13 protein-coding genes are annotated in these 13,383 nt (G+C 69.4%); 9 read left to right on the forward strand and 4 right to left on the reverse strand.

What is annotated here, in order from left to right:
• Positions 1–366: 366 nt before the first annotated feature.
• From CLV71_RS29825 to CLV71_RS29835, 3 genes are read left to right on the forward strand one after another with little or no spacing between them, the layout of a single operon-like run.
• Positions 367–1,023 carry a DUF899 domain-containing protein gene (locus CLV71_RS29825; RefSeq protein ID WP_133906199.1) on the forward strand — a complete coding sequence of 219 codons (657 nt, stop codon included), beginning with the start codon at positions 367–369 and terminating at the stop codon, positions 1,021–1,023.
• Between the two features lie 41 nt (positions 1,024–1,064).
• Positions 1,065–1,871, forward strand: coding sequence for an alpha/beta fold hydrolase (locus CLV71_RS29830; protein ID WP_133906200.1), 807 nt, complete (start codon positions 1,065–1,067; stop codon positions 1,869–1,871).
• Positions 1,872–1,904: 33 nt separating this feature from the next.
• The gene (locus CLV71_RS29835) at positions 1,905–2,321 is read left to right on the forward strand and encodes a PPOX class F420-dependent oxidoreductase (protein WP_133906201.1); all 417 of its coding nucleotides are present in this window, start codon (positions 1,905–1,907) and stop codon (positions 2,319–2,321) included.
• Here CLV71_RS29835 and CLV71_RS29840 read toward each other — a convergent pair.
• The 3 genes from CLV71_RS29840 to CLV71_RS29850 all read right to left on the reverse strand — a co-directional run bounded on the left by CLV71_RS29840 (position 2,318) and on the right by CLV71_RS29850 (position 6,494).
• Positions 2,318–3,187, reverse strand: a complete 870-nt coding sequence (locus CLV71_RS29840; protein ID WP_133906202.1) for a coiled-coil domain-containing protein — start codon at positions 3,185–3,187, stop codon at positions 2,318–2,320. The two genes, CLV71_RS29835 and CLV71_RS29840, sit on opposite strands and share 4 nt — an antisense overlap.
• An 84-nt stretch (positions 3,188–3,271) precedes the next feature.
• The gene (locus CLV71_RS29845) at positions 3,272–5,266 is read right to left on the reverse strand and encodes an SDR family oxidoreductase (RefSeq protein WP_133906203.1); all 1,995 of its coding nucleotides are present in this window, start codon (positions 5,264–5,266) and stop codon (positions 3,272–3,274) included.
• Positions 5,267–5,381: 115 nt separating this feature from the next.
• Positions 5,382–6,494, reverse strand: a complete 1,113-nt coding sequence (locus CLV71_RS29850) for a polysaccharide deacetylase family protein (RefSeq protein WP_133906204.1) — start codon at positions 6,492–6,494, stop codon at positions 5,382–5,384.
• Between the two features lie 213 nt (positions 6,495–6,707).
• Here CLV71_RS29850 and CLV71_RS29855 point away from each other — a divergent pair, with 213 nt between their 5' ends.
• The gene (locus CLV71_RS29855) at positions 6,708–7,511 is read left to right on the forward strand and encodes a Bax inhibitor-1/YccA family protein (RefSeq protein ID WP_133906205.1); all 804 of its coding nucleotides are present in this window, start codon (positions 6,708–6,710) and stop codon (positions 7,509–7,511) included.
• A 54-nt stretch (positions 7,512–7,565) separates the two neighbouring features.
• On the opposite strand, the gene CLV71_RS29860 is transcribed toward CLV71_RS29855, so the two are convergent.
• Complete coding sequence (locus CLV71_RS29860; protein ID WP_133906206.1) at positions 7,566–8,504, reverse strand: ArsR/SmtB family transcription factor; 939 nt, start codon at positions 8,502–8,504, stop codon at positions 7,566–7,568.
• A 32-nt stretch (positions 8,505–8,536) separates the two neighbouring features.
• On the opposite strand from CLV71_RS29860, the gene CLV71_RS29865 reads away from it, so the two are divergent.
• From CLV71_RS29865 to CLV71_RS29885, 5 genes are all read left to right on the forward strand, one after another.
• Complete coding sequence (locus tag CLV71_RS29865; protein WP_133906207.1) at positions 8,537–9,787, forward strand: MFS transporter; 1,251 nt, start codon at positions 8,537–8,539, stop codon at positions 9,785–9,787.
• Positions 9,788–10,126: 339 nt separating this feature from the next.
• Positions 10,127–10,546: an NADH-quinone oxidoreductase subunit A gene (locus CLV71_RS29870; protein WP_424923918.1), complete on the forward strand. Its 420-nt coding sequence runs from the start codon at positions 10,127–10,129 to the stop codon at positions 10,544–10,546.
• A 15-nt stretch (positions 10,547–10,561) separates the two neighbouring features.
• Positions 10,562–11,110 carry a NuoB/complex I 20 kDa subunit family protein gene (locus CLV71_RS29875; protein WP_133906208.1) on the forward strand — a complete coding sequence of 183 codons (549 nt, stop codon included), beginning with the start codon at positions 10,562–10,564 and terminating at the stop codon, positions 11,108–11,110.
• 8 nt (positions 11,111–11,118) lie between these two features.
• A complete protein-coding gene (locus CLV71_RS29880; RefSeq protein WP_133906209.1) occupies positions 11,119–11,928 on the forward strand; it encodes an NADH-quinone oxidoreductase subunit C in 810 nt (269 codons plus the stop codon).
• Positions 11,925–13,286, forward strand: a complete 1,362-nt coding sequence (locus CLV71_RS29885; protein ID WP_133906210.1) for an NADH-quinone oxidoreductase subunit D — start codon at positions 11,925–11,927, stop codon at positions 13,284–13,286. The genes CLV71_RS29880 and CLV71_RS29885 overlap by 4 nt, the downstream gene beginning before the upstream one ends.
• The last annotated feature ends 97 nt before the right edge of the window (positions 13,287–13,383 follow it).

Here is a 13,383-nt window from a genome sequence, read left to right on the forward strand (position 1 = left end):
CACGCGATCGGAGAACTCGGCAGTCCCGCCCCGGTGGTTCAGGTGATCACCGGGTGGCGGCACACTGCCGAGGTTTACGCCGACCCTGAGGTCTTCGCTGCCGCCACTCAAGAGGGTGAGGACTACGGGGCAGTACCCATACCTCCCGCGTCATGACGCCCAATTGCATGTACCGGGTGGCACCGCCACCCGGCCTGGACGAGTGGGACATGCGGTTCGCGACCAACGACGCGGCCAAGGGCTGGGAGGAACTGTGCCGCCAGGTCCCGCACAACCTGCGCCGAGCTTGGGAGGCGCTACGCACGAATCCACGCCCACAACCTGCCACGGCGCGCCAGCATCATCTCTTGACAGAGGAGGACACGCATGACCACGACGACGACCCTGCCAGAGGTGGTTTCCGTCGAGGAGTGGACGAAGGCCAGGGAAGCCCTGCTGGCCAAGGAGAAGGCGGCGCTCAAGGCCGTCGACGCGGTGGCCGCCGAGCGCAGGCGGCTGCCCATGGTCCGCTGGGACAAGTCGTACGTCTTCCACGGGCGTGACGGTGAGAAGTCGCTGCTGGACCTGTTCGACGGCCGCCGCCAGCTGATCACCTACCACTTCATGATGCATCCCGGCGACCCGCACCGCTGCCCCGGCTGCTCGCTGCTCGTCGACAACATCGCCAACCTCGAGCACCTGCACGCCCGCGACACCACCCTCGTGGTCACGGCGCCGGCACCGCTGGAGGAGAGCGAGCCCTACCGCGAGCGGATGGGCTGGACCGTGCCGTGGTACTCGACGTTCGGCTCGGACTTCACGCCCGACAGCGGCGCAGGCACGGGCTTCGGCTTCAGCGTGTTCCTCCGCGACGGTGACGACGTGTTCCGCACCTACTTCACCACCGGCAGGGGCGGCGACCTGATGGTCAGCACCCTGCGCTACCTCGACCTCACCCCGTTCGGACGTCAGGAGGCGTGGGAGGAGTCCGGTCGGGGCAACGACGAACCGAGCAGTTGGTGGCGACTTCACGACGAGTACTGAGTTACTGTGATTCCCGGTAACACTCACCGGGGAGGTCGGACATGTCCATCGAGGTCGCGTTCGAACGGCGGGGCAACGGCAGCCCGCTCGTGTTGCTGCACGGCATCGGCCACCGCTGGCAGGCGTGGGCACCGGTACTGGACGCGCTGAGCGCGAAGCACGACGTGATCGCGGTGGACCTGCCCGGCTTCGGCGGGTCGCCGCTGCTGCCCGAGGAGCGCGGCTACGACATGCCGAGCGCGGTCCAGGCCTGTGCCGACATCTTCGCCGACCTGGGCCTGGGCCGTCCGCACGTCGCGGGTAACTCCCTCGGTGCCGCCATCAGCTTGGAGCTGGCGTCGCGCGGCCTGGTGTCGTCGGCGACCGCGCTGGCGCCCGCCGGGTTCTGGACCGCACGCGACCGTGCGTGGGCGCTGCGGGTGCTGACCTTCATCCGGTCCAGTGGGCGCACCCCCGACTGGCTGCGGACCGCGGCCGTGCGCAACCGGTACTTCCGGCTGGCCGCCGCCAGCCTCCTCTACGGCCACCCCTCCCGGATGACGGCGGAGATCATGCTCGCCGACCTGCTGTCGATGGTCGGCGCGAAGGGCTTCGACCTGGTCGCGAAGGCCGGTCGCGAGTACACCTTCGCGGCCCCGCCGCCGACCGTCCCGGTGACCGTCGCGTGGGGCACCCGTGACCGCATCCTGTGGCCGCGCCAGGCCCGCAGGGCGGCGGCACTGCTGCCAAGGGCCCGGCACGTGTGGCTGTACGGGGCGGGGCACGTGCCGATGATCGACGAGCCGGAGAAGGTGGCGGCGCTGATCCTGGCGACGTGCGCGTCCGCCGCGGCCGACCGGGCCGCTTGACCTGGACAATGCTGGAGGTTGCAGGATCAGGGTATGGAAGAACGCCTCCTGGCTCTGTTGGCCGAACACCACGGCGGCGTGGTGGTCACGCTCAAGCGTGACGGCCGCCCACAGCTGTCCAACGTGAGCTACACCTTCGACCCCGACCGCCGTCTGATCCGGGCGTCGATCACCGACGGCCGCGCGAAGACGAAGAACCTCCGCCGCGATCCGAGGGTGAGCTTCTACGTCGCCGCCCCCGACTTCCGCGCCTACGTGGTGGCCGAGGGCGACGCCGAGCTGACCCCGGTGGCCGGGGCCCCGGACGACGCCACGGTCGACGACCTCGTCGACGTCTACCGCGAGATCGCGGGCGAGCACCCCGACTGGGACGAGTACCGCGCGGCCATGGTCGCCGACCAGCGGCTGGTCCTGCGCATCCCCGTCACCAGGGTGTACGGGATGGCCTAGCGCTTCGCGGGCTGGCGTTTCGTCGCGCGCTGCGGGGGGACCTTCGAGCCGTCGTCCTTGGCCGGAGGTTCCTCCGCGGGCGTCGTCGACTCGCCCTCCACCGGTTCGAGCAGGGACGAGCTGATGTCCAGCAGCTCCTTGGTGTCACGGAGGCGCTCGTTCAGCTGGTCGCGGACCGACGTCAGGCGCTGGACCTGCTCGGTCACCGACTCGACGCGACGACGGGCCTCCTCGTCCGCCGCCCTCAGTCGCGCGCCCACGTCGTGTTCGCAGGAGGCCGTGGTCTCCTCGATCTCGATGCGCAGCGCCTCGCGCTTCGCGGCCATCGTCTCGGAGAACTCGCGGTCGATGCGGATCCGGTCCTCCTCGGCCTCCTTGTCGATGGCCTCGCGACGGCGTTCCGCCTCGGTGGTCATCTCCTCGACCTGCGTCTTCGCCGCCGCCATCACCGACTTGTGGGTGCGGTTCAGCTCGTCGCTCTGGTCGTCGAGGGAGGCGATCATCGCCTTGTAGCGGTCCCGCATGGTCGCCGCCGCCTGCTCGGCCGCGGCCCAGGTCTGCTCCGCGGCGACACGTGCGCGTGCCGTGATCTCCGCCGCCTGGGACTTCGCCACGGCGAGCAGCCGCGTCGAGCTCTCGTCGTCGCCCTGGGTCTCGAGGCGCTCGGCCAGCGCGGCGATCTCGCGGCGGGCGATCTCCAGCTCGCCGTGCAGCTCGGCGACCTGTTCGAGCGCCTCGTCGCGCTCGGTCGTCGCCTTCTCGGCGACCTCGGTCAGCTCGTCAAGACGTTGTCTGACCTGAGTGCGGTCGAACCCGTGGCGCACCACGGTGAAACCAACGGGTTCCCGGTCGTCGGCGACTGCCATGATGAAACCGTACTCGGATCACCACGGTCCGCAACATATTCGACCGAACTGTCTACAGTGGACGGCGTGTCGCGGCCGTCCGGGTCACCAGTGGAAGCCCTTCGTGAGCCGGGCCAGCGCCATCGCCGCGGCACCGAGGTGGCGGTCGCCCTTGCCGATCTTCACCCGCCCGCCGCCGCCCGCCGCCGTCGAGTCGGGGAAGATCCGGTACCCCTGGTAGGCGATCGCGTCGACCAGGCCGGGCGCCACCGAGTACGCCGCCGACATCACCTGGCCGGTGGGCGTCCCGATGTGCTTGGGCCTGCGCACCAACGCCTCCAGCACCATGTCCGCGGCCTGCTCCGGCGACTTCGTCGGGAACGCGTCGTAGATCTTGGTCGGCCGGATCATCGGCGTCCTGACCAGCGGCATGTGGACGGTCGTGAACGTGATGCCCGCGCCGTGGGTCTCGGTCGCGACGATCTTGGAGAAGTAGTCGAGCGCGGCCTTCGACGCCACGTACGCCGAGAACCGGGGCGCGATGCCCTGTACGCCGATCGACGACACGTTCACGATGTGGCCGAACCGCCGCTCGACCATGTGCGGCAGCAGCGCGAGGATCAGCCGCACCGCGCCGAAGTAGTTGATCGCCATCGCGCGCTCGTAGTCGTGCATGCGGTCGTAGGACAGCTGCACCGACCGCCGGATCGACCGGCCCGCGTTGTTGACCAGCATGTCGACGGACGGCTGCTCGACCAGCATCTGCGCGACGGTCTTCGTCACCGACTCCTCGTCGGTCAGGTCGCAGGGATAGACGTGGGCCTGCCCACCCGCCGCCGCGATCTCGGCACGGACCTCCTCCAACTCGGCCTGCCGCCGCGCCACCAGTAGCGGCACGCCACCCGCCTCGGCGATCTTCAGCGCCGCCGCCCGCCCGATGCCCGACGACGCGCCGGTGATCACCACGCGCCGCCCGTCCAGCTCGCCGCGCTGCCCGTGCCTGCGTGCCCGGAACGGGTCGAGGTGCTCGCGCCAGTACCGCCACAGCACGTCGGCGTAGTCGCCGAGGGCGGGCACGTCGACGCCGGAGTCGGCGAGGGCCTTCCTGGTCTCGGTCGAGTCGAAGACCGGGTCGAACGTGAGCGTCGTGAGCAGCACCGGCGGGATGCCGAGGCGGTCGAGCACGGCGTCCCGCGCGATCGTCACGCCGGGCACGTGCTCGGCGAGCTTCACGAGGCCGACCAGCGGCTTCGCGAACTGCCTGCCCAGTTCGACGGTCGCGAGCGGCGCGCCGGCCGCCCTGGCGAAGGCGTTGTACACCTCGCGCGCGGACTGCGGTTGCGGGTTGACCAGGTGGAACGCGCGGCCGTCGAGCCCCGGCACGGTCACGAGGTGCGCCAAGGCCTTCGCGACGTAGTCGACCGGGACGACGTTGGTGTTGCCGATGTCCGGGAACACGAACGGCACGCTCGGCACCGACGAGAGCCGTTGGAGCGCGGAGAAGAAGTAGTAGGGCCCGTCGATCTTGTCCATCTCGCCGGTGACGGAGTCGCCCACCACGATCGCGGGCCGGTAGACCCGCCACGGCACCTCGGTCTGCGTGCGCACGAGGCGCTCGGACTCGAACTTCGTGCGGTGGTAGGCGGTGACCAGGCGCTGGCCGGCGTCGAACATCTCCTCGGTGAACCGGCCCCGGTAGTCGCCGGCGACGGCCACGGACGAGACGTGGTGCAGGCAGCCGACCCGCAGTGCCTCGGCGAGCGAGAGGACGTGCCTGGTGCCCTCGACGTTCGCGGCGATGCTCGCGTCGTCGTCCGCGGAGATGTCGTACAGGGCGGCGAGGTGCACGAGGTGGTCGACCGTGCCGGTCAGCTCGGCGACCTGCTCGTCGGTGATGCCCAGGCGCTCGGCGCGGATGTCTCCCACGAGTGGGCGGACCTTGTCCCCGCCGACCCAGTCACGGGCCACCTCGGCGAGCCGGTCACGCGACCGCTCCCGCACGAGCAGCCACACCCGTTCGGTGTCCTGTCGGGCCAGGATCTCCGCCACGTAGTGCCGGCCGATGAGGCCGGTCGCCCCCGTCACCAGGTAGGTCACCATCAGGTGCTCCCTTCGCCGGAGCACAGCATCCCATCGAGGACGGTTCGACACATCGCCTGCGACGACTTTCGCCGGGGTGGAGTCCCGAGGCCGGCTCGTACCGAACCGTCCTCGCTCACGAGATCTGGGCGCGCGGCTTGTCGCGGAAGGTGTCGAGTACGGCAGGGTCCTGCAGCTTCATCCACCGGAGGACCTCGCTGTAGGTCGCGCACACCGTGTTGGCCCGCACGCACACCTCGGTCATGAACTGTTCGGTCGCCAGGCTGAACGCGCCACCCGACCAGTCGTTGAAGTGGTTGCCGATCGTGAGCGGCGCGCGGTTGGTGTTGTACGCGGCCTGGTAGGCGGCGCGGTACGTGTCGAGGGTGTCCGCGGTCAGCTCGGCGTCGCGGCCGGGCTCCTCCTTCGCGCCGTTCATGGCGTACCAGAGGTTGTAGTCCTGCATGACGACCTTCCTGCCGCCGAGCGAGGGCACCTTCACCACGGGCACCCAGAACTCCCACAGCCCGTCCTTGCGCGAGGGCCACGCGATGCCGTCACTGGTCAGGCTGGTGTCGTAGGTCATCGCCCTGTCGGCCATGACCGGCAGGAACGCGTTGGGGTCGCCCTCCAGGCACGGGATCCGGCCGCCCTTGATCTCGGTCTCCGGCACGCGCAACCCGCGTGCGGACGCCGCGCGGACGATGTCGAAGAACTGGTCGAGCTCGGAGGTCCAGTCGGCCCCCGTCCAGACGCCGCCGCTCGGCTCGTTGCCCGCGCAGAAGTGCCCGTTGAAGTGGGTGCCGATCTCGTGGCCGCTCGCGAGCGCGGCGTTGAGGTCCTTGACACGGGTCGCCACGTCGGCGTCGGTGCCGCCGAAGCTGATCGACGCGCGGCCGGTGCCGTGGCCGGGTCCGTTGTAGGTGCCACGCAGCTGGTCGGGGAGCAGGTACAGTCCGGAGAGGAAGCCCGTGACGTGCGCGTTCACCTTGTCGGCGAGCGGGAGGACGCGTTGCCAGTGGTCGTGGGAGCCCGCGCCGTCGAAGGAGAACAACACGAACTGCGGCGGCTTCTCCCCGTCCCGGAGCCTGCGCATCCAGGCGGGCGGCGCTGCCTTGCCCTGTGCGACGGGCTCGTCACCGGTCTGTGCCGGCGTGTCCGAGCCGCCCGCCGTGCCGAGCAGCACCAGGATGAGGAAGGTGAGAGCGAGCGCGACCCCGGTGGCTATCGGTCCCCAGCGCCGGTTCATCTCGCGCCTCCCCAGTGATGCCGGTCAGGCTAACGGAGGGTAGTGCCCCTGTTGGGGGACCCCAAGCGGCGTGGCGTCGTGACAGTTAGTGTTCCGGCAGGGTTTGTCGCGGCGATCACGACGGCCGGGTAAAGTACGTTTTACTCATCGGGAACCGACTGGCGCGGTCGAGCGTTCAAGCCGGTGAAGGAGCCATCAGGCCCAGGAGGAACAGTGCGTTCTACCAGTAATCCCGCGTTCCGGAACCTGCCGCGAGGCGGGCTCGGCGGCGGCTACGCGGGCTTCCAGACCCAGCCCCAGGCGGACGTGCCGGGATACGGCGGTTACAACCAGGCGCCGCCGACCGCGTCCGAGCGACCCATGACGGTCGACGACGTGGTCACCAAGACCGCGCTGACCCTCGGCCTCGCGCTGGTCATCGGCATCATCACCGCCTTCGCCGTGCTGACCGAGACGATCAGCCCGTTCCCGCCGATGATCATCGGCATGATCGTCGGCCTCGTGCTGTCGCTCATCGTCATCTTCAAGCAGAAGCCCAGTGCGGGGCTCGTGCTCGGCTACTCGGCCGCCGAGGGACTCTTCCTCGGCGCGCTCACGGGTGTGTTCGAGTACCTCGTGCCCGGCATCGCGCTGCAGGCCATCCTCGGCACCGCGCTGGTGTTCATCGTGATGCTCGTGGTCTACAAGACGGGTGCCGTCAAGGTCACCCCGAAGCTGACCAAGTGGATCATCGGCGCGACCATCGCCGCGGGCGCCCTGATGCTGATCAACCTGATCACGTCGTTCTTCGGCCTCAACCCGCTGCGCGGCGGCGGCACGATGTCGATCGTCTTCTCGATCATCGTGATCGGCATCGCGGCGTTCAACTTCCTGCTCGACTTCGACATGGCCGACCAGATGATCCGCTCGGGCATGCCGTCCAAGTGGGCCTGGTACGCGGCCTTCGGCCTCATGACCACGCTGGTCTGGCTGTACCTGGAGATCCTGCGACTGCTGTACTACTTGAACTCCGACTAGTCTCGGAGTGACATCGAGGGGACGTTCTGTCGTACGGACAGGGCGTCCCCTCCGTCATGTCCGGAGCAGGGTCTCCGCGACCGCCGTCCGCGCGTAGAGCACGAACCGTCCCACCCGGTGTGACGACACGAGCCCGGCCTCCTTCAACGCGGTGAGGTGCTGGTTCACCCCGCCTGGGGTCAGGCCGGTCCGCTGCGCGAGGTCCTTCGTGGACGCCGGGTTGTCCAGCTCGGCCAGCAGCCGTGCGCGGGTCGTGCCGAACACGCCGACGAGCGCCCTGCTCGGTGTCACCTTCCGTGGCGACCACAGCTCGGCGACACCCCTCGGTGGGTACCGCAGGGTCGGTTGCCAACCCGGCACGGTGATCGAGAAGACCCTCGGCCACGCGAACGCCGACGGCACGAGCAACAGCCCCTTGCCCCGCAGCCCCCTGCGTGCGGAGAGCCTCGGGTGGTCGATCCGCAGCCGGTCGTCCTCCCACCGCACCGCCGGGTTGAGGTCGGCGAACAACGCGGACGCGCCGCCAGTGGTCAGCCGTCTGGCCCGGTACTGCACGTCGGCCTCCAGCAGGGTCTGGATCCGCGGCCAGAAGGGCGCGAGCGCGCGGTCCCAGTACTCCCGGATGACGTCGGCCAGCGCAGCCGCGTCCGGTGGCTCGGTCGTGATGGCCGGGATCGCCGCCAACTCCCCGACGATCTGGTCCCGAGGGGTGACCCGGAGCGTGGCCAGCTCGGCGTCGAGGTCGGGCAGGGGAGAGGTCGGCGGCGGGCAGACGAAGCCGGGGATCACCCGCGCCCTCGGGACGACGAGGTCGCCGAGCAGGTGCCAGTCGAAGCCGTCGAGACGTCCGGCCGCCTGTGCCGTCCAGCGGGTGTGGATGTCGTGCCCCAGCTCGCCCTTCAGCACGAGCACCGAGGCCACGACCTCCCACAGCGGTGAGAACGCGAACCGCGTGTAGGCCACGTCCGCCGCGGTGAAGGACAGCTCCAACATTCAGCTGAGCCTAAATCAGTCGGTGGTGGCCGGTGGCGCGTGTGACCTTCTGGCACGTGAACCGTGACTTCCACCTGCTCTTCGCCGCGGCCGCGGTCAGCCGTCTCGGCACGTCCGTCGGCTACGTGGCCACACCCCTGATCGCCGTCACCGCGCTGGACGCGACGCCGGGGGAGGTCGGCCTGCTCGCCACGTTGAGCACCGTCGCGTTCCTGCTCATCGGCCTGCCGGCCGGCGCGTGGACCGACCGCGTGCGCAGGCGCGGCGTGATGGTCACGGCGGACGTGGGGCGAGCGGTGGTCCTGTGCTCGGTCCCGGTGGCGTGGTGGTTCGGCGTGCTGCACATGGCGCAGCTGTACGTCGTGGTGCTGCTGTGCGGGATCGGCACGGTGTTCTTCGACGTGGCCAACCAGTCCTACGTGCCGCAGGTGGTCGGCCGGTCGGCGCTGCTGGCGGCGAACACGAGGCTGGTCAGCGTCGACGCGGTGAACGACATCGCGGGCCGCGGCGTGGCCGGTTACCTGGTCGCGCTGGTGACGGCCCCGGTGGCGGTGCTGGTCGACGCGGCGAGCTTCCTGGTGTCGGCCTGGTGCGTGCTGCGGGTGCGCCACCGCGAACCCGTGCCGGCACCGTCGGCGACCCGGCTGTGGCCGGACATGACGGAGGGCATCTCGTTCGTCTGGCACCACCGGGTACTGCGGACGATCGCGACGTCGGGGGCGCTGGCGAACCTCGGCTTCGTGCTGGTCGTCACGATGCTGCCGGTGGTGCTGGTGGACGAGATGAAGGTCTCGCCCGCGGTGCTGGGGCTCTTCCTCGCCTCGGGTGGGATCGGCACGCTCGCGGGATCGCTCCTGGCCAGGCGCTTGGCGGCGTTGGTCGGTGCGGGCAGGCTGTCGCTGATCGGCTCGCTGGTGGCCGCGCCGTGCGGGTTCGGCATGCCGTTCGTGGCGGAGGGGCCGCGCCTGTGGCTCGCGGGCGCGGGCTGGGTGGTGGTGACCGCGATGTCCGGCTCGAACAACGTGGTGCTGGTGAGCTTCCGCCAGACGGTGACGCCGGACCGGCTGCTCGGCAGGATGACGGCGTCGTTCCGTTTCGTGCTGATGGGCGCGCTGGCACTCGGCGCGGCCGCGGCGGGGGTGATCGGCGAGGTGGCGTCCCCGCGAGCGGCCGTGGCGGCGGGTGCGACGGCCATCGCCCTGGTGTGGGTGCCGATCATGTTCTCGCCGCTGCGGAAGGCCCGTGAGCTGACCGGCCCCGAGCCTGCCGCGGTCGCGGCCTGAACGCCGAGGTCATGTCGCCGCGCGGTCGCGACCTGTTGTGGAGAACGTCGCGGTAGGACTCACACCATCGGGTGGGAAACCGGCGTCCGGCCGAGGAGCCGGGAGTGCGTTCCGGGAACCCGCCAGCCTGTGTTACAGGCGGATTTTACGAGTTCTACACTGAGCCCCGGCCTTGTGAATCGCTTCACTCGAAGCTTGCGGGAGCTTGTGAAGATTTTCACAAGGCCCGGGTTAGGCATGCCTAACCCGGAGCAGCGTCGGGAAGACCCATAAGGTGCCCGACGGGCGGTGGTGATGGTGAGCTCCGCAAGCTCCGCTCACCGGGAAAGGACTGGCGAAGTGTCACTCGCGGCTGTCAGCACATCTGTAGCACAGAACGAGAACGTCTCCGCAGGGCTGGGGAGCTACCTCCCTCTGGTCCTGCTCTTCGTGCTCGCCGCGGCGTTCGCGGCGTTCTCCGCACTGCTCGGGCCCCTTGTCGGCCCCAAGCGCTACAACAAGGCCAAGCTGGAGGCCTACGAGTGCGGCATCGAGCCCAGCCCGCAGCCGGTCGTCGGCGGCGGGCGAGTGCCGGTGGCGTACTACCTGACGGCGATGCTCTTCATCCTGTTCGACATCGAGATGGTGTTCCTCTACCCGTTCGCGGTCTCGGCCGACGCGCTCGGGTTGTTCGGGCTGGTGGAGATCTTCTTGTTCATCGCGACGCTCGGCTTCGCCTACGCATACGTGTGGCGGCGCGGCGGGCTCGACTGGAACTGACGGGGGAGGCGAACAATGGGACTAGAGGAAAAGCTTCCCAACGGGATCCTGCTGGCCAGCCTCGAGAAGCTGGTCAACTGGGGTCGCAAGAACTCGTTGTGGCCGGCCACGTTCGGCCTGGCCTGCTGCGCCATCGAGATGATGACGACCGGCGGCCCGCGCTACGACATCGGCCGCTTCGGCATGGAGCGCTTCAGCGCCACGCCGCGCCAGGCGGACCTGATGATCGTCGCGGGGCGCGTGACCAACAAGATGGCCCCCGTGCTGCGCCAGATCTACGACCAGATGGCCGAGCCCAAGTGGGTCCTGGCCATGGGCGTCTGCGCGTCGTCAGGCGGGATGTTCAACAACTACGCGGTCGTCCAGGGCGTCGACCACATAGTCCCCGTCGACATGTACCTGCCCGGCTGCCCGCCCCGCCCCGAGATGCTGCTCGACGCGATCCTCAAGCTGCACGCCAAGATCGCCGACGAGCCGCTCAACGCCCGCCGTGCGGCGCTGCGTGAGGCCGAGGGCAGGCGGACCGAGATGATCGCCTCCTCCGTCAAGTACGCGAAGAAGTGAACTGAACGATGGCTGACGAACCCACCACACCACCGCCCGGCGACGAGCACTCGGGCGCGGAGCGACCCGCCGACACCGAGCTGCGCCCCACGACCGAGGACGCGCTGCCCAAGTCCGGCGAGGTGCTGCGCACCTCGGGCGACCCGCTGGTCACCGGCAAGAGCCGCAAGGGCATGTTCAACGTGTCCGGCTCCGGCGACACCTCAGGCTTCGGCGGCCTGCGGCTGCCCGCCCACGTCGCCGCCCCGGCCGAGCGGCCCTACGGCGGCTGGTTCGACGAGTTCACGGACCAGATGCTCAGCGCCATGCGGGACCGGAGCATCCCGGCGGAATCGATCCTGCAGGTCACGGTCGACCGAGGCGAGATCACCTACTACGTGCACCCGGACCACCTCGTACGGCTCTGCAAGATGCTGCGTGACGACCAGGCGCTGCGCTTCGAGCTGTGCAGCTCGGTGTCCGCCGTGGACTACGGCGTCGGCGTGCCGCAGCGGCTGCACTCGGTCTACCACCTCACGTCGATGACCTGGCGCCGCCGCATCCGGCTCGAGGTCGCCATCGACTGGAACGGCGAAGAGGACGGCCAGCCGCACTGCCCGTCGGTCGTGGAGGTCTACCCGACCGCCGACTGGCAGGAACGCGAGACCTGGGACATGTTCGGCATCGTCTACGACGGCCACCCGGCGCTCACCAGGATCCTCATGCCGGACGACTGGGACGGCCACCCACAGCGCAAGGACTACCCACTGGGCGGCATCCCCGTGGAATACAAGGGCGCGGAGATCCCACCGCCCGACCAGCGGAGGTCGTACTCATGACCGAGAACCTCAGCGACGTCACCACCGGGACCAAGGCCGACTCGGGTCGGCCCCAGACCTACGCGAGCGACCGCGAGACGACAGAGGGCCGGATCTACAACGTCACCGGCGGCGACTGGGACTCCGCTCTCGAGGACGCGATCCACGACGAGCGGATCATCATCAACATGGGTCCGCAGCACCCGTCGACGCACGGCGTGCTGCGGCTGGTGCTGGAGCTCGAGGGCGAGACGGTCACGCAGGCCAGGTCGGTCATCGGCTACCTGCACACCGGCATCGAGAAGAACTGCGAGTACCGCACCTGGACCCAGGGCGTCACGTTCGTGACGCGCATGGACTACCTCGCGCCGCTGTCCAACGAGGCCGCCTACTGCCTGGCCGTCGAGAAGCTGCTCGGCATCGAGGCACCGATCCGCGCGCAGGTCATCCGGGTCATGCTCCTGGAGATCAACCGCATCTCCTCGCACCTGGTGGCGCTGGCCACCGGTGGCATGGAGCTGGGTGCGATGACCGCCATGACCGCGGGCTTCCGCGAGCGCGAGGAGTGCCTGCACCTCCTGGAGTACCTGACCGGCCTGCGCATGAACCACGCGTTCATCCGTCCCGGTGGCGTCGCCCAGGACATGCCGGAGGGCTTCGAGCAGGTCGTCCGTGACTTCGTCAAGGTCATGCACAAGCGGCTCCCCGAGTACGACAAGCTGCTGACCGGCCAGCCGATCTGGAAGAACCGCCTCAAGGGCATCGGCTACCTGCCGGTCGACGCGTGCCTCGCGCTCGGCGTCACCGGACCGATCCTGCGGTCGGCGGGCCTGCCGTGGGACCTGCGCAAGACCGAGCCCTACCTCGGCTACGAGGACTACCAGTTCGAGGTGCCCACCTCCAACGCGGCGGACGCCTACGCGCGGTACCTGCTGCGGGTCGAGGAGATGCACCAGTCGCTGCGGATCATCAACCAGTGCCTGAAGAAGATCGAGCCGGGCCCGGTCATGGTCGCCGACGGCAAGGTCGCGTGGCCCGCGAAGCTCGCCATCGGCGCGGACGGCATGGGCAACTCCCTCGACCACGTCCGCAAGATCATGGGCCAGTCCATGGAGGCCCTGATCCACCACTTCAAGCTGGTGACCGAGGGCTTCCAGGTGCCGCCAGGCCAGGTGTACGTGCCGATCGAGTCGCCACGCGGCGAACTGGGCTACCACCTGGTGTCCGACGGTGGCACCCGCCCGCTGCGGGTCCACGTCCGCGAACCCAGCTTCGTGAACCTGCAGTCGATGCCCGCGATGTCGGAGGGCGGCCTGGTCGCTGACGTCATCGCGGCGATCGCCTCGATCGACCCGGTGATGGGAGGGGTTGACCGGTGAACGGAGCTTGCGGAGTGAACCATCAGACACCACGACCAGCGCCGGTCTCTCGGAGCCTGCGAGGAGAGAGCGAGGCGCGGTCGTGAACCAACCACTC

This window comes from Actinophytocola oryzae (assembly GCF_004364325.1).
Classification (GTDB): Bacteria; Actinomycetota; Actinomycetes; order Mycobacteriales; family Pseudonocardiaceae; genus Actinophytocola; species Actinophytocola oryzae.